Source organism: Citrobacter sp. TBCS-14, from assembly GCF_005280805.1.
Taxonomy (GTDB): Bacteria; Pseudomonadota; Gammaproteobacteria; order Enterobacterales; family Enterobacteriaceae; genus Citrobacter; species Citrobacter gillenii.
The window spans coordinates 1-14,550 of record NZ_SZWM01000975.1 but is presented as its reverse complement, the minus strand read 5'-3'; the positions used below and the strand labels follow the sequence as shown (position 1 = coordinate 14,550).

The window sequence follows — 14,550 nt, the reverse complement described above, 5'->3', positions numbered from 1 at the left end:
CCTTCGCATAACCGCGTTCGTATGCCCAGCGATACACTCGTGACATAAACGCCTTTTCCCTGTTTGCCTGTGTCCGGCTCTTTACTCCTCGCATATCAAGGTATTTGCGGACATGTTCAGGTTTGACACTATCGGGGGGCATTTTCCCAAAGACATCAAGAATCTTCCGGGAGTATTTCCGGTAATCTTTTTGGGTCTCTGCCGCCAGTTCGAAGAAATCGCCTGATTTGAAAATTTGTCTACCAGACCAGCGAATACAGAGTCATCAGGCCTGTCGTTTATCAGCGCTTCCCACGCTGTCCATACTTGTGCCTGGGTGCAGGATTTATCGCAAAGGCGAATATTACCGCCACCTTTAGGATGGTACTCATATGCGGATCTGCCGAGGTAAACCCTCGGCGGCATCCAGGCGTCATCTTTATTTTTGCGTGCTCGGGGCATTACTCGAGTGCTCCAAAGTTGGGTTGCGGCCCATCGCTTTCAGCTTGCTTCTGGCGATGAGATAGCGGGTTATTGAAATGCTCCCACGTAGTTCGTGGGCGCCCATCACGCCTGGTTATAAAAAATATCCCCGCTTCTCGCAAGCTTTCACATTGCTTAGAAGGGATTTTGTACCCGGTAAGCATCTCGATATCGGGGTCGGAAATTATGTCGTTTCTGGTGGAGGGAGATGTATGTGGGGTCATGCTTTACCTCTCTTCTTCATCGCCTCGAGCAGGATGTCCTGCACCGTTCGTTTTGAATTACGCCGCTCCATCACCATTTCATCCATAGTGTCGGCAGCGATAATGTGATGGATGAACACCGGACGGTTGTGCCCGGCCTGTATTTGCCGGGTTGGTCCGATCCGCTCGATAATTTGCTGGTACTGCTCCAGGTCCCACCAGTTCGAGAAAAACACCAGAATGTTGCCACCGTCCTGCATGTTCAGACCATGGCCTGCGCTGGCTGGATGTGCGAACAGAACCGGTATTTTTCCGGCGTTCCAGTCGCGCAAGGTCTGCGGATCCTGGTCAAGGTGGCGACCGCGCGGGAACGCTTTAAGCAGGCGCTCAAGGTCATGTTTCCAGTGGTAGGCCACCAACACCGGCGCGCCAGCTGCTTCGGTGACCCTGATCCACAAACCACGCTTGCCCCCACAAATCCACCAGGCCGTTAGGTGCTGGCGTACCGGTGAGATTCATCCAGCGCCGGACGTTCTTATGCGCGACTTTGCCCAGTGCCACCGCACGCTTACCACCGCCACGCAACCGGAAGGATTTCAGCCGGGTGCTTTCGTCGGGGATAACGGTGCCGAACGGCCAGTTGCTGCCCAGCTCTTCCACCAGCCAGACCAGATTGTCGTAGTTGATGGTAAACACGCTGGCGTTGCTGTTTGCCAGCGCCGCCGCGCGCGCTTTGGCATTACCAGCAATCGGCTGCACCTCGATATTGCGCAGATGCCCCCATTTCACCGCTTCATCCGGCCATGTGCTGGCAGCCACGCGCAGCGGCGCGAGGACCAGCGCGGGCTGTGTCTCTGCGCCCGCCATGAAGAGATCTTCCAGCGTGGTGAGCGTTGCCACGGTTTTACCCATACCCATGCCCGCCCAGATGTTGCAGCGCAGGATGTCGATTTCGTGGTTAATGATGAGGTCTTGATAAGGGCGGGGGGTGAAAATTGTACTCAAAGCTAGTACCTCGCAAAAAATTGCAAGTTGGGGTATAAACAGTAGGGTTAGATTACCCCTAAGGCGTAGCCCTCGGGGTATAAAAATAAGGAAATCAATAAGATGACTACACAGAATCAGCGACAGCCCACACCCCCCGCAGTCTTAGATCTTGGCGTCAAGCAGGAAGGGGTTTTCAATGATATTGAAATGGGCGTTTTGGAGAACGGTATTCCGTACCTTACTCAGAACGGCTTGGCAAGAATTTGCGGTGTAAATCGAACAAATATTGCTGATATTGCAACGGAATACGCACAATGTTTTGCAAGTGGCGTATTCACCCGTGGGCGAATGGAGTTTATCAGCACCTATCTGCAGCAGGCTGGTTACCGCGACCCGGTCTTGTTTATATCAATTATGCGTAATGGGTCCGTCCACTATGCGTTTCCAGATATTGTCTGCATGGCGCTGCTGGAGTTTTATGCATTTGAATCCCAAGCGGCGTCGAATGCAACTGCTCAGCAATACTATCGTGAATTAGCACGGGTTGGTCTTCGCGATTACATTTATGGTGCGTTACGTTATCAACCAGAAGACCCATGGCGCCACTATCATGACCGTGTCTCCATTATTCAAAGTACGGGCACTGTACCGGATGGGTATTTTATTGTCTTCAACGAAATAGCGGGTTTAATGGTTGATTTGATCACTGCTGGACTAGCGGTCAATATGTACACAGTACCTGATATCAGTGTGGGCTCCTGCTGGGCGAGACATTGGACCTCTAGAGGGTTGTCTGGAAACTTTGGAGAACGTGTAAGGTGTGCACACCATTACCCGGATGATTTCAACCAAGCGGCCTCAAACCCGCAAATGATTAACGCTTATCCGAATGAATCACTGCCTGAATTCCGTAGGTGGTTCCGTCATGAATACCTGCCCACTAAATTTCCAACCTACATTCTTGGTAAAGCAGGTATGCTGCCGGGTGGGAGAGCTGATGCATTGAGAATTGCGGATAATTTTCGCAATCCTCAATTAGGCCGTTAGGGATAGCACTTCCGTAAGGTCCTTGCTATCCAGCACCACCACGGTGAAACCCAGCGAGCGCAGCCTTTCGTGCACGCGCAACTGGTCGGCACGTGGTGGTTTGCCGGGTGCTTTGCATTCAACGAAAATGAGACGGCCGCCGGGTAGCAAGACAATGCGATCTGGTACCGAACGGTGGCCGGGTGACACGAACTTATAGGCAACCCCGCCAGTCTTTTTTACTTCTGTGACGAGGTGCTTCTCGATTAGGTTTTCACGTTCGTAGGCCATTAGCTTTCACCTTTTCGGCGCTCCAACAACTCATCCAACCCCTTAATTGCATCGGCTATGACGTATGTGGTATCACCGCCGTTGCTGTATTCGAGGGAGCGCTGCAATTGCTCGCGAACACGGATGATGCGCTCAACTGTGAGTGGTGCGTTTCCCGTAAAGAGGAATACGTCGACAGCACTGGCGACCCGAAAGCACTGTTCTGGAAAGCTCGCAAATTTGTCGAGCTACTTCCGGTTGAGTTTCGCGGTGGGTGGAATGAGAAAAAACATGCGCCGTATATGCGCGTGGAGTTCCCGGAGACGGGGGCAGTCATTAAGGGTGAAGCTGGCGATAACATTGGCCGTGGTGACCGTACCACGCTTTATTATGTGGATGAGGCGGCATTTCTTCAGCGCCCATTACTGATTGATGCTGCCATTTCTCAGACAACCCGCTGCCGTATAGACCTCTCATCGGTCAACGGCATGAATAACCCTTTTGCACAGAAACGCCACGGCGGCAAAATCCCTGTATTTACGTTTCACTGGCGCAGTGATCCTCGCAAAGACGATGAGTGGTATCGCAACGAATGCGACAAAATCGATAATCCGGTCATCGTAGCTCAGGAGCTGGATCTTAATTATCAGGCGTCTGCGGAAGGCATATTGATTCCCTCCGACTGGGTACAGGCTGCCGTCGACGCGCATATCAAACTGGGTATTCAACCCAGCGGCCAGCGCCTTGGTGCAATGGATATCGCAGACGAGGGGAAAGACAAAAACGGTTTTTCTTGCCGCTATGGTTTCCTTCTCCAGAACGTTCATGAATGGTCTGGCGTTGGCAGTGACATCTACGCCTCTGTCGTTAAATCGTTTGGATACTGTGACGATTACGGTCTGGATGAGTTCCGTTTCGATGAGGACGGTCTGGGCGCCGGTGCGCGTGGCGATGCTCGCGTGATAAACGAGCTCAGGCAGGCTGATGGCCGGGGAACAATCACAGCTACGCCTTTCCGTGGTAGCGGTAGCGTATTCGATCCGGAAGATGAAGCCGTTCCTGGTGATAACGGTAATCGGTATCTGAGGAAATCGGCGCTGGTCTGCGCGATGTGGTGGGTAATACCCCCGTCGGGCAGGTGGCACAGGATATCGTGTACCGCCAGATTCAACTGATGAAGTCCCTGCCTCTGGAAGCTGCCGATCGTGTGATGGACATACAACAGCGTGCAATGCAGGCAGTTATCGCTGGCGAACGTCCGGATCAGCTCTACGAGATGATTATGGCTTCCGGTGATGTGGCCGCCAGCAGGGCGCAACTGATTGCCCGCACAGAGATTGGCCGGGCAACCGGCGCACTGACACAGGCCCGAGCCCTTTCGGTTGGCTCAGAGGGCTACTGGTGGCGTATCGAGGGTGCTGGAACTCGTGATTCACATCGCTGGATGTTGAATGTTGTCGACCCGGTATATGGTCGAGGTTTTGTCCGTTGGGATAACCCGCCGACGCTGGACGGCATGACCGGGCACGCTGGGTGCCTCCCTAACTGCAAATGCTGGCCAGAAGTACTAATACCCAAATAATGAGCTAAGTGCAATTTGAGTAATTTATCAATATTTTCCTTAGCTAGCATAAAATACAAATGTTGATTTTTTAATCTTGATGTCGTTATACTTTACTTACAAATCATAAAGATAGCGAGTTTACTGTAAATGTCATCCCTCCATAATGATTTTATCAATACATATTGCAATATAGCTTGTTTGGCTCATTTTAGACGAGAATATGAGAATTCTTGGGTTGATATTGATAGGTCTCACGAGGTTTCGGCAATAAGAGAGTATTTGTTAAATGATAATGTTGGGATTGATTATCTTAATCATATGGTTTCTACGGAATTCCAAAATACTCAGTTTGTTTTAAAATTCGCAAGTGTTTTTTGTCACCAAAAACCTGGTGTGAAAAGAACCGAAAATAACAAATTGTTGAATCCTGGCGATACGCCTGGATGCGAACTTGGTGATTTGTTCGTTTTGTTTTTGTTGATGGATGGTAATGATAATGTTCATTACTCTGCGGGTTCAATTTTTCAGGCAAAGTTGACTGCGAAACTAGATTCAAAAACGCAACGTCATTTATATGACTACGATAATGAATTTGTTTTACCTAAATATATATGCGCAGGGCGAAAGTTGCATTCGAATATTAGAAAAATGCCAACCTATGCAGAGGGTAGGGCAAATGCATTTAGATATTTAATTCTAAATCCTAGTTGCGGAGTTGAACGTATAACCGCTAGGCATTCACCATGGACAAATAACTATCAATTGAGGTGGTCAACATTTATTGATGGCTTATTGTCTGGGGTTGATGGTCTTAAAGTTAACCTAGATTCTAATACAGGAAGTTCATGGGATGAGATAGTGAAGGATTTGCTCTGGGTTGTGGCTAATGTAAAGAAAAACAAGCCGCCGAGAGGTAATAATGATGCGGTTAAAATTGCAACGGGGCTATTCAATAATTACTCTAATATTAAAGAACGCTGCGCTATTTATGATGAGGGGGGAGAGTATGGGATGCCGTTAATGCTGATAATAGCTCATGCTCCTGATTATAAAGGTGATGTCATTAATTATTAATTAAATGTTTTATTGTTCGATAGCATGCTCTTTCCTTTATACAGGTCGCTTAGGCGGCCTTTTTTATTGCCCGCATTCAGCAGGTAACCCATGAAATACTTTTTTGAGACTAGGCTCGGGGAAACCAGGTTCCGCATGGCAGACGGCTCATTGCTCTGCAAGGACGTGCCCATCGCCAGAACGGGAGCGCAGGTCTACCTACCTGAGGAAATCGATCTCGAACCGGATGCGAGCGGTACAGTCACTGTTTGGCGAACGGAAGATGAGGTGTTCTCTCCTGAAACGATGGCGAGCTTTGAAGGCGTCGCCGTCACGTTGGGCCACCCAGAGGACGCTGGTGGCGGGATCCTGTTCGTTAACCCAGTAAACTTTGCTGAGCTGGCGCACGGACATATTCAGAACGTCCGACGCGGCACCGGCGATAGATCGGATCTGCTCATTGCTGACGTGCTGATTAAACGGCAGGAAGCAATCGACGCGGTGAATTCTGGCCTGACCGATGTCAGTTGCGGCTATGACGCGCAGTACAAGCAACTGGCACCCGGCAAGGGCAAGCAATACCAAATCACAGGTAACCACCTCGCTGTCGGCATTGACCGGGGGCGTGCTGGTGGCCGCTGTGCAATCGGGGATTCCATCCCATCAACAACAAAGGAGAAGCCTGTAATGTCATGGCTTAAAAAACTGGCTCAGGCCATTAAGACGAAAGATGAGGATGCACTGGCAAAACTCATCGATGAAGCGCCGGATATGCCGTCTGATGGCATGGCTTCAACCCTACCAGCGCGACGCCGGACCAGCCTCAGGTCTAACCCTCAACAGCCTGCCTGACGGGCTGTCTTATCTCCTTGACCCGGTTGATGCCGGGTTAATCCCTTATTTCGCGCTGAAGGATGGATCAGTCGATCTGTGCGATATCGCGCTGATGAATGACCATCTGGCCGTTAAGGCTGACAACCAGCGCCGTATTGAGAAATGGAGAGAGGATAATGAACGCTGAGACTATTAAAGATTTCCTCGTCTCGCTCGGCTTCGATATCGACGAGGCAGGCGCGGCTAAATTTGATTCAGTCCTTGCAGGTACGACCGCAAACGCCATCAAAATGGGACTGGCCGTCGAGGGGGCCGCGCTTTCTGTGGTGGCCTACACGGCGAAAATTGCCTCCGGTCTGGATAACCTCTACTGGGCGTCACAACGTACTGGTGCGACCGTTCAGGGTATTCAGTCGATTGGTTACGCTGTTTCTCAGATGGGCGGCAGCGTGGACGCAGCACGCGGCTCACTGGAAAGCCTCTCCCGATTTGTACGTAACAATCCCGGTGCGGAAGGTTTTCTGAACCGTCTTGGCGTACAGACGAGAGACGCCAGCGGGAACATGCGCGATATGGCCGCCATTTTTACGGGTGTCGGCCAGAAGCTCAGCAGCATGCCGTATTACCGGGCTAACCAGTATGCGCAGATGCTGGGTATTGATGAAAATACCCTCATGGCGATGCGCCGTGGTGTGGGCGGTTTCTCCGGACAATACAGCGCGATGGCGAAGGCTATCGGTTTCAATGCTGATGAGGCGGCCAGAAGCTCCAACAAATTCATGACCTCCCTGCGCGAGTTTGGCGCGATGGCAGGCATGGCCCGTGACAAAATCGGCTCTAATCTTGCTGGTGGTCTGGCGGGTTCGCTGGACACGCTGCGCCGCCACATACTGGATAACTTCCCGCGCATCGAGCAGACCCTGACGGAAGCCATAAAAGGCATTCTGGCGCTCGGGGATATTATCGGGCGGCTGTTCTTCCGGCTCATCGAAGGAACATCAGACCTTATCACCTGGTGGCAATCGCTGGACAAGCAGACGCGGGAGCTGATCTCGCTGTTCGGCGCACTGACGATAGCGCTGCGCATCCTGAACAGCACGTTCTGGATGTCACCGATTGGCCTGATCACCGCGCTGGCGGCGGGTATTGCTCTCCTGTGGGAGGATTACAAGACCTGGAAGGAAGGCGGTCAGAGCCTAATTGACTGGGGGAAATGGAAACCTGAAGTTGACGCCGCGCTGAAGATGGTTCGTGACCTGAAAGCGACCGTTAACGACCTGGCGAAAGCACTGGCAAAGCTGCTCAATATCGACCCGAAAGCATGGTCCATGAAGTGGGATTTCAGCAACTTCATCGACCAGATGGGCGAGTTCAGCAAGATGTTGAACATGATCGCTGACCTGCTTAACGCCATAAAAGATGCTCGCTGGGCTGATGCCGCCAGCATCGGCAAACAGTTGCTTAATCATGGAAGTGATAAGCCGTCAGCAATGCCAATGGTGACTGACAGCGCTAACGGTACCGCTGACTGGATTAAAGAGCACTGGGGCTTCGATCCTCGCAGCGTGGGCCGAACGGTGCGCGGTTGGTTTGGCGATGATGAACCAGAACAACATGCACAGGCCGTTAAACGTGGTGAACGGAATAATAATCCCGGAAATCTGAATTTTGCAGGTCAGGCGGGAGCTTCAATGGAAAGTCCTGGCGGACGGTTTGCAAGATTCGAAACCTCCTTTGACGGTTTACGGGCGCTTTCTCGGCAGTTGATGTTATATGCCGGACGAGGAATTAACAGTGTGGAGAAAATTATCTCTACATGGGCTCCCGCATCAGATAACAACAATACCGCTGCTTATATTCAGGCTGTTTCTCAGCGACTGGGGGTAGATCCTCGTGTTGCCCTGAATATGAAAGACCCACAAACGATGTCGGCATTAATGAGCAGCATTATTCATCATGAGAACGGGAGAAATAGCTATTCGAGGGAATTAATCGGGAAGGCTGCCGTCGCAGGAATTGGCGGTATTCAGGTTAGCCAGAAGAACACTTATCACATCTATGGTGGAGGTGATCCGCGTTCTGTCGGTACTGAGGTCGAGCGCCGGCAGCAGTCGGCAAATGCCCAGGTTATGCGCGGCAATCAAACGAAGGTGGGCTAATGGATATTCTCTCTACGCTCTTTCAACAGCAGAGCCGGAAAATAGGAATGATTGTCCCCAGCGTGGTTGTTTCTGAGAAGCATACCGACACGCTGGAGATAACAGAGCACCCGGTCGAGGTCGGGGCCGCCATCGCTGATCATGCCTACAAAAAACCGTCTGAAGTGGTGATGGAGGTCGGTTTCTCTGGTGGCGGAGCGTTGCTGGATCTTGCCAGTAACCTGACGGCTACCAGCCTGCTCGGGCTGAGTCCCCAGCAGACGTATCAGGAGATACTCGACCTGCAGGCTAGCCGTATTCCTTTCGATGTGGTGACCGGCAAACGGCTGTACAGCAACATGCTGATCCGCGCGCTGGAAGTGACGACAGACAAGACAACCGAAAACGTCCTTTCTGCTGTCCTCACCCTGAGGGAGGTTCTTATCTCGCAGACGCAGCAAATCACCGTTGTGGATAAAACCAACATGAAGGACGGCGCCAGCACGTCGGCGGTACTCAATACTGGCACCAAAACTACTAAGCCGCCAAATACCTCACTGCTGCAAAGCATATCGAGCAACGCGGCGTCATTACTGGGGCCCGGCTAATGGCAATTCAGGAAATCCCGCTGACAGCGGATAATCAACAATTCAGCATCATCCTGGCGGGGACCACCTGGAGGATTAGCATCACCTGGCGCGATCTGTACTGGATTTTGGACCTGCAGAACGACAGAGGGGAGCCGGTAATCTCCGGTATTCCTCTCGTCACGGGCGCTGACCTGCTGGCGCAGTACGGCTATATGGGGCTCGGCTTTAAGCTGGTGGTGGTCTGTGACGACAGCACACAGGATTATCCGACGAAAACCGACCTGGGTGGCCGCAGTCATTTACTGGTATCAACGGAGTAAGCATGTCACAGAACTGGATGAGACATTTCGAGCTGCAGCTCGTGGACGAGAACGGGCAGGGTATTGAGCTCAGCGATTTTAATGTGACCTTTACGATCGACTGGTTCAACATCAGCAGCGCGTCGCGGGTAGGTACGTTCAAAATCTACAACCTCTCGGCAGATACGGTGAACCGCATCACCGGGCAGGAGTTTTCGAAAATGCGGCTGATTGCCGGTTACGACGGTATCGTGCCAGAGGTATCGGCCAGCGATGTCGGGACCGTGCGGGAAGTCGACGCGGCGGACGTGGGCCAGAGTGATGGCCGGAACTACGGGCTGATTTTCGGCGGCGAAATACGCTACTCGGTCACAGGAAAAGACAGCCCCATCGATTCCTACGTCCTGATTCAGGCAGCCGATACGGATCTGGCATTTGCCACTAGCATAACCTCGCAGACGCTGGCTGCCGGTTACACGGTCGCAGACGTGAACCGCGCACTGATGAAAGACTTCGAGGCTAAAGGCGCGAGCGAAGGTCTGACGCCTGAAATGCCAGCTACCGTATTCCCTCGAGGGCGGGTGCTGTTCGGCATGACACGGCATCTTATGGATAACGTGGCCGGACAATGTGGCGCAACATGGCAGTTCGTAGACGGTCAGCGTCAGATGGTGGCGAATAACGAGTATGTTCACGACGCGATTGTGCTCAACAGCGCCACCGGGCTTATCGGCATGCCGCAGCAGACCATCGGCAACGGTGTAAACGTCCGCGCGCTGATTAACCCGAACATCCGGGTTAACGGGCTTATTCAACTGGATCAGGCTTCCGTGTACCGCACCGCACTGTCGAACAACGATATCGCTATGGCTGGTGGGCAGATCACCGACTAGAACACGGACGGAAATATCACGCTCAGCGGCACCACGGCGCAGCCTGCCAGCATCGCAACGGATGGCGTTTATATTGTGCGCGGGATTATGTACACTGGCGATACAAGAGGCCAGGCGTGGTACATGGATATGATGTGCGAAGCGCGCGGCGCGGCGGATCTTCGTTCGGCGTCGTCTTTACAGCGTGAGGTAGGATAGTGAAAAAATGGATTGTTATCGGACTCTGTTTCCTTCCAGGGTTAGCAATTGCTGCGAATCCTGGCGGTATCACGCTTCAGTGTGGTGGCTACAAATTAGAGTTGATTCCTGATTCATTGTTCAGGATTAATGGTGAGACAGTTACCTCCCAGAAAATCAAAACGCTCGGCAACGGTAATGGAATGAAGGCGGATATGGGTCTTATGCCAGCCAAAGACGGTAACAATTACGGTTTCGAGTTCATTCGCCGTCCGGGTACCGAAACGCGCTTCCTGAACGTCCAGTTTTTGCAGAACAGCATGGATGCGCCGAGAATCATAGGTTCCTTTCCTTGCAGGAAAATTAACTAATGAGCAATATGGAAGGAAAGTCTAAACTCATCAAAGATCAAGAAGATGAGTTGACTGAGAGAGCAGAGTTATTAATCAAACACCAAAAAGAACAATATGAATCTTCGGTCGAAAGGATTCGTCGACTTGAGGATAAAGCATTAAAGACATTTGGTTCTCTTAGCATTGTGATTACGGTTGCACTTCTTGTGGTTAGATATTGGTGGAAAGATATATTTCCCGAGCACTACACTCCTCTGCATGCTTTTTGTTGGTTTTTTCTTATTGTGTTTATTTCCACATGTTTTATTTCATGGGGGTTCGCTTTTAGTGCAATGCAATTACAGGACTTAGAGTGTCCATCATCAGATGCAACAGAAATGGAAAGATTTTACATGGGTAATAAAATTTATAATTCTTTGTCAGCCTATGCAAAAGAATATTCTAGGCTGACAGGTGTGGTAGATAAAAAGCATATAGAAAAATCGAAAATTATTAATTTTTGTTTCGAATCTATGCTCTATAGTGCTTGGTCGTTTGTTTTTTTCTTAATCGTTGTTGTGATAATTAAACTTAATTAGTGAGGCTACGCATGGCAGAAAATACTAAGGGCAGTGTAAAACAAATAGTAAATAATCCACCAATAATAGAAGACAAAAAGTCTCATCAGGTATATACACCTTCAGAGCCAATTAGATACGATAGTTCTATTCCTGTCCCGGGGAGCAAGGTAGTTACAGAAAGCTACCAGCCACCAGTTAGTAAAAAAGGTAAATGATAACTAACCCGCCACTCGGCGGGTTTTTTGCTTTCTGGAGCCTACAAAATGGCAGTATCTGACCAGACTCGCAGCGGCGACCTTGCCGAAACATTCAAATCTGAGCGGGACACAACAAAGAACCAGATCCGTGTCGCTTTGCCTGGCATCGTTCAGTCATTCGATCCTGACGCGGTTACTGCGGTTGTGCAGCCTGCTATCCGTTCGGTTGAAACGGATAACGACGGGAACCGCATTACCAAAAATTACCCGCTGCTGGTGGATGTGCCGGTGGTATTTCCGCGCGGCGGCGGCTGCACGCTAACGTTCCCAGTGAAAGCCGGTGATGAATGCTTGGTGATTTTTGCCGATCGCTGCATCGATTTCTGGTGGCAGAACGGCGGCGTGCAGGAGCCTGTCGACGACCGGGTGCATGATTTATCGGATGCTTTCTGTGTCGTCGGGCCGCAGTCTCAGGCGCAGAAAATAAGCGGAATAAGCGCGGGGGCTACTCAGCTGCGCAGCGACGACGGAAGCACGTTCTTTGAGCTCAACCCCACTACGCAGAAAATTAAGATTGTGGCGCCTGGCGGTCTGGAGGTGGTTACCCCGCTGGCTGACTTCTCGGAGAAAGTCACTATTCACGGGCTCCTGTCATGGATGGGCGGCATGGTGGGCTCTGTTGTCTCAGGCGTCGCATCCAAAATTACTGGCGCGGTCGAGTTTATCGGTACCGTCAAAGCAAACGGTAAATCTATCGACGATAAACACACTCACGGTGGTGTACAGCACGGCACCAGCAACACAGACGGGGTGAACTGATGCGATACAGGCGTGAAGACGCCGACGGTGATTACACCTTTGGCAGCGGCGATGATACCTGGCTGATTAACTCTCCGGAGGCAGTGGCGCAGGCCGTGAAAACGCGATTCGAATTATGGTACGGACAATGGTTCCTCGACACCACAGAGGGGACACCGTGGATTCAGTCTGTGCTAGGTAAACAGAAACCCGAAACCTACAACCTGGCGATCCGTAAGCGCATCCTCGAAACGCGGGGCGTTAAATCAATCCTCTCTTTCAATACGACAGTGAATACGACGACGCGCCGCGTCCAGTTCTTCGCTGAAATCGACACTCTCTACGGAACAACGACAGTAACCAGCGAGGCATAAATGGCCCTCAATTTGGACACACTCGGCTTATCGGCAACGGTAACCGCTGAGGGGATCAGTGCGCCTGATTACCAGACGATACTCGATACCCTGACGAGCTATTTCCAGCAGATTTATGGTAGTGACGCTTATCTGGAGCCAGACAGCAAAGACGGTCAGATGGTGGCAACCGACAGTAACGGACTGCCGCCGCACTCCATTTCCGCTATCGTCGATGGAGGTGATGTTACCGAGATAGCCCAGACAATCCGGAGAAACAAAGGGCAGGGAACTGCGACTTACGGGACGACCTCTGTCACGGTACCGGACACTTACGGCAATCCTCACGTAATCAGCTTCTCGCGTTCTACTGATGTCCCAATTTATGGACATATCACACTGAAAGCCTTTACGGGCTACACGTCGCAAATTGGCGTACAGATTCAGCAGGCCGTCGCGGATTACATCAACGGGCTGACGATCGGTGATTCAGTTCTGCTGAGTCGCATTTACTCCCCGGCAAATCTGGGCGTGGTCAGTGGTGGCAGTGCTCGTTATTACGACATTCAGGAACTGCTAATTGGCAAATCAGCCGGAACTGTAGCGGCGGCAAATATCAACATTGCATACAACGAGTCAGCATACTGTAGGCCTGAAAATATTGTTCTAACGGTGACGTCATGAGCAAGTACACGGACTTAATCACCAACTATCACGCCACTAAGCCCAGATTCTTTGATCACGTTGATCTGAGTACACGGCCACTGATTGATATCACTGCGGCCACCAGGGGACTGGTGAGCGCTTTCGATATTGATACCGCTGTCGGCGTCCAGCTCGATACGCTCGGCCTCTGGATTGGTCGCAGTCGCATAGTCAGCCAGCCAATTAGCGGCGTTTATTTCAGCTGGGACACTGACGGGCTTGGATATGACCAGGGCATCTGGCAGGGGCCATATGATCCTGATTCTGGCTATACGACGCTAAGCGATGAGACGTACCGCATCATTCTGAAAGCGAAAATCGCTATCAACAACTGGGACGGCCGGAACGATTCTCTGCCTCCCATCCTTGACGCTGCGACTGCAGGCTCTGGCCTGAAGATGCAGATCGTCGACAACCAGGATATGACGATATCGGTCTGGGTATTCCCCGAGACTGATATTTCTGATGTGTCACTCGAACTGATAGCTGCTATCAAACAGGGCTATCTCACCGTTAAAGCTGCTGGCGTATGGGCCGGTGATGTTGAAACGCCTTCGGTAGAAGCACCATCCGAGGGCTCTAAATTCTTTGGGTTTGATATGGATAACGAATACATCGGCGGGTTCGATGTTGGAGCATGGGGGACAATACTCTAATGGCAATAAACAACTTTAAACCGTTCGCGACAGCAGCAAATGCTAACGTGACGGCCCAGGCTGACTGGGAAACGCTTCCTGCTCTACTCTCTGGCTTCATGGCAGGAAAGGCATCCAGTACGCAGGTAAACAAAGCCATTCGACAGGCCAGCTTTATTGCGGCAGCTCTGGCACAGTACACCGCCAACAAAAGCGGGCAGGATGTGCTCGATAATGGTGATCTGAACGGGTTTATCACCAAAATGTCCGCCGCGTTCGGTAAGGATTTCCAGGCGCTTGATGCCACGCTGACGGCATTGTCTGGGCTCGCAACCGGTGCAAATAAACTCCCGTATTTCACTGGGAATGATACAGCAGCGCAGACTGATTTAACTTCTGTTGGTCGTGACATTATCGGGAAAAGCACTATTGCTGACATTCTCACATACCTTC

At 51.3% G+C, this 14,550-nt stretch carries 17 protein-coding genes and 5 pseudogenes; 18 read left to right on the top strand and 4 right to left on the bottom strand.

All coding sequences use genetic code 11. The annotated features are described in order from the left end of the window. The 3 genes and pseudogenes from FDX22_RS22455 to FDX22_RS22445 form a co-directional block, all read right to left on the bottom strand. Positions 1–441, bottom strand: a pseudogene (locus tag FDX22_RS22455) (integrase); the annotation flags it as partial. Further along, positions 441–686, bottom strand: a complete 246-nt coding sequence (locus FDX22_RS22450; protein WP_146717800.1) for a DUF4224 domain-containing protein — start codon at positions 684–686, stop codon at positions 441–443. The pseudogene FDX22_RS22455 and the gene FDX22_RS22450, both read right to left, overlap by 1 nt. Then, positions 683–1,577, bottom strand: a pseudogene (locus FDX22_RS22445) (SNF2-related protein). The gene FDX22_RS22450 and the pseudogene FDX22_RS22445 overlap by 4 nt, the downstream one beginning before the upstream one ends. A gap of 195 nt (positions 1,578–1,772) precedes the next feature. Between FDX22_RS22445 and FDX22_RS22440 the strand changes: the two are divergent. Further along, entirely contained in the window at positions 1,773–2,699 is a 927-nt protein-coding gene (locus FDX22_RS22440) for a hypothetical protein (protein ID WP_146717799.1), read from the top strand. Here FDX22_RS22440 and FDX22_RS22435 read toward each other — a convergent pair. Further along, complete coding sequence (locus FDX22_RS22435; protein ID WP_146717798.1) at positions 2,688–2,969, bottom strand: VRR-NUC domain-containing protein; 282 nt, start codon at positions 2,967–2,969, stop codon at positions 2,688–2,690. The genes FDX22_RS22440 and FDX22_RS22435 overlap by 12 nt on opposite strands. Before the next feature lie 152 nt (positions 2,970–3,121). Between FDX22_RS22435 and FDX22_RS22430 the strand changes: the two are divergent. The 17 genes and pseudogenes from FDX22_RS22430 to FDX22_RS22350 form a co-directional block, all read left to right on the top strand. Next, a pseudogene (locus tag FDX22_RS22430) lies at positions 3,122–4,123 on the top strand (TerL protein); the annotation flags it as partial. Beyond that, complete coding sequence (locus tag FDX22_RS22425; RefSeq protein ID WP_146717797.1) at positions 4,039–4,530, top strand: phage minor head protein; 492 nt, start codon at positions 4,039–4,041, stop codon at positions 4,528–4,530. The pseudogene FDX22_RS22430 and the gene FDX22_RS22425, both read left to right, overlap by 85 nt. 129 nt (positions 4,531–4,659) lie before the next feature. Next, complete coding sequence (locus FDX22_RS22420; protein WP_146717796.1) at positions 4,660–5,586, top strand: hypothetical protein; 927 nt, start codon at positions 4,660–4,662, stop codon at positions 5,584–5,586. A gap of 90 nt (positions 5,587–5,676) precedes the next feature. Beyond that, complete coding sequence (locus tag FDX22_RS22415; protein WP_370317721.1) at positions 5,677–6,417, top strand: DUF2213 domain-containing protein; 741 nt, start codon at positions 5,677–5,679, stop codon at positions 6,415–6,417. A gap of 4 nt (positions 6,418–6,421) precedes the next feature. After that, the gene (locus FDX22_RS31880) at positions 6,422–6,586 is read left to right on the top strand and encodes an NTP pyrophosphohydrolase (protein WP_370317724.1); all 165 of its coding nucleotides are present in this window, start codon (positions 6,422–6,424) and stop codon (positions 6,584–6,586) included. Next, positions 6,576–8,558 (top strand): lytic transglycosylase, encoded by a 1,983-nt coding sequence (locus FDX22_RS22405; RefSeq protein WP_146717795.1) that lies wholly within the window; start codon positions 6,576–6,578, stop codon positions 8,556–8,558. The genes FDX22_RS31880 and FDX22_RS22405 overlap by 11 nt, the downstream gene beginning before the upstream one ends. Next, entirely contained in the window at positions 8,558–9,145 is a 588-nt protein-coding gene (locus tag FDX22_RS22400) for a phage baseplate protein (RefSeq protein WP_146717794.1), read from the top strand. The genes FDX22_RS22405 and FDX22_RS22400 overlap by 1 nt, the downstream gene beginning before the upstream one ends. Further along, positions 9,145–9,447 carry a hypothetical protein gene (locus tag FDX22_RS22395; RefSeq protein WP_023344722.1) on the top strand — a complete coding sequence of 101 codons (303 nt, stop codon included), beginning with the start codon at positions 9,145–9,147 and terminating at the stop codon, positions 9,445–9,447. The genes FDX22_RS22400 and FDX22_RS22395 overlap by 1 nt, the downstream gene beginning before the upstream one ends. Before the next feature lie 2 nt (positions 9,448–9,449). Continuing rightward, positions 9,450–10,517: pseudogene (locus FDX22_RS22390) on the top strand (hypothetical protein). After that, a complete protein-coding gene (locus FDX22_RS22385) occupies positions 10,517–10,867 on the top strand; it encodes a hypothetical protein (protein ID WP_146717793.1) in 351 nt (116 codons plus the stop codon). The pseudogene FDX22_RS22390 and the gene FDX22_RS22385 overlap by 1 nt, the downstream one beginning before the upstream one ends. Continuing rightward, positions 10,867–11,427 carry a hypothetical protein gene (locus FDX22_RS22380; protein WP_146717792.1) on the top strand — a complete coding sequence of 187 codons (561 nt, stop codon included), beginning with the start codon at positions 10,867–10,869 and terminating at the stop codon, positions 11,425–11,427. The genes FDX22_RS22385 and FDX22_RS22380 overlap by 1 nt, the downstream gene beginning before the upstream one ends. Before the next feature lie 11 nt (positions 11,428–11,438). Continuing rightward, positions 11,439–11,624, top strand: coding sequence for a hypothetical protein (locus FDX22_RS22375; RefSeq protein ID WP_146717791.1), 186 nt, complete (start codon positions 11,439–11,441; stop codon positions 11,622–11,624). Positions 11,625–11,672: 48 nt separating this feature from the next. Beyond that, the gene (locus FDX22_RS22370; RefSeq protein ID WP_146717790.1) at positions 11,673–12,425 is read left to right on the top strand and encodes a Gp138 family membrane-puncturing spike protein; all 753 of its coding nucleotides are present in this window, start codon (positions 11,673–11,675) and stop codon (positions 12,423–12,425) included. After that, positions 12,425–12,778, top strand: coding sequence for a hypothetical protein (locus tag FDX22_RS22365; RefSeq protein WP_003826334.1), 354 nt, complete (start codon positions 12,425–12,427; stop codon positions 12,776–12,778). Before FDX22_RS22370 ends, FDX22_RS22365 begins: the two co-directional genes overlap by 1 nt. Then, positions 12,779–13,441 (top strand): hypothetical protein, encoded by a 663-nt coding sequence (locus tag FDX22_RS22360; RefSeq protein ID WP_146717789.1) that lies wholly within the window; start codon positions 12,779–12,781, stop codon positions 13,439–13,441. It abuts the gene before it with no gap. Next, positions 13,438–14,118 carry a DUF2612 domain-containing protein gene (locus FDX22_RS22355; protein ID WP_146717788.1) on the top strand — a complete coding sequence of 227 codons (681 nt, stop codon included), beginning with the start codon at positions 13,438–13,440 and terminating at the stop codon, positions 14,116–14,118. Before FDX22_RS22360 ends, FDX22_RS22355 begins: the two co-directional genes overlap by 4 nt. After that, positions 14,118–14,550, top strand: a pseudogene (locus FDX22_RS22350) (phage tail protein); the annotation flags it as partial. The gene FDX22_RS22355 and the pseudogene FDX22_RS22350, both read left to right, overlap by 1 nt.

Coding starts and splice junctions, on each gene's coding strand:
- FDX22_RS22450 (WP_146717800.1), bottom strand. CDS start 686: ATGACCCCACATACATCTCCCTCCACCAGAAACGACATAATTTCCGAC.
- FDX22_RS22440 (WP_146717799.1), top strand. CDS start 1,773: ATGACTACACAGAATCAGCGACAGCCCACACCCCCCGCAGTCTTAGAT.
- FDX22_RS22435 (WP_146717798.1), bottom strand. CDS start 2,969: ATGGCCTACGAACGTGAAAACCTAATCGAGAAGCACCTCGTCACAGAA.
- FDX22_RS22420 (WP_146717796.1), top strand. CDS start 4,660: ATGTCATCCCTCCATAATGATTTTATCAATACATATTGCAATATAGCT.
- FDX22_RS22415 (WP_370317721.1), top strand. CDS start 5,677: ATGAAATACTTTTTTGAGACTAGGCTCGGGGAAACCAGGTTCCGCATG.
- FDX22_RS22405 (WP_146717795.1), top strand. CDS start 6,576: ATGAACGCTGAGACTATTAAAGATTTCCTCGTCTCGCTCGGCTTCGAT.
- FDX22_RS22400 (WP_146717794.1), top strand. CDS start 8,558: ATGGATATTCTCTCTACGCTCTTTCAACAGCAGAGCCGGAAAATAGGA.
- FDX22_RS22395 (WP_023344722.1), top strand. CDS start 9,145: ATGGCAATTCAGGAAATCCCGCTGACAGCGGATAATCAACAATTCAGC.
- FDX22_RS22380 (WP_146717792.1), top strand. CDS start 10,867: ATGAGCAATATGGAAGGAAAGTCTAAACTCATCAAAGATCAAGAAGAT.
- FDX22_RS22375 (WP_146717791.1), top strand. CDS start 11,439: ATGGCAGAAAATACTAAGGGCAGTGTAAAACAAATAGTAAATAATCCA.
- FDX22_RS22370 (WP_146717790.1), top strand. CDS start 11,673: ATGGCAGTATCTGACCAGACTCGCAGCGGCGACCTTGCCGAAACATTC.
- FDX22_RS22365 (WP_003826334.1), top strand. CDS start 12,425: ATGCGATACAGGCGTGAAGACGCCGACGGTGATTACACCTTTGGCAGC.
- FDX22_RS22360 (WP_146717789.1), top strand. CDS start 12,779: ATGGCCCTCAATTTGGACACACTCGGCTTATCGGCAACGGTAACCGCT.
- FDX22_RS22355 (WP_146717788.1), top strand. CDS start 13,438: ATGAGCAAGTACACGGACTTAATCACCAACTATCACGCCACTAAGCCC.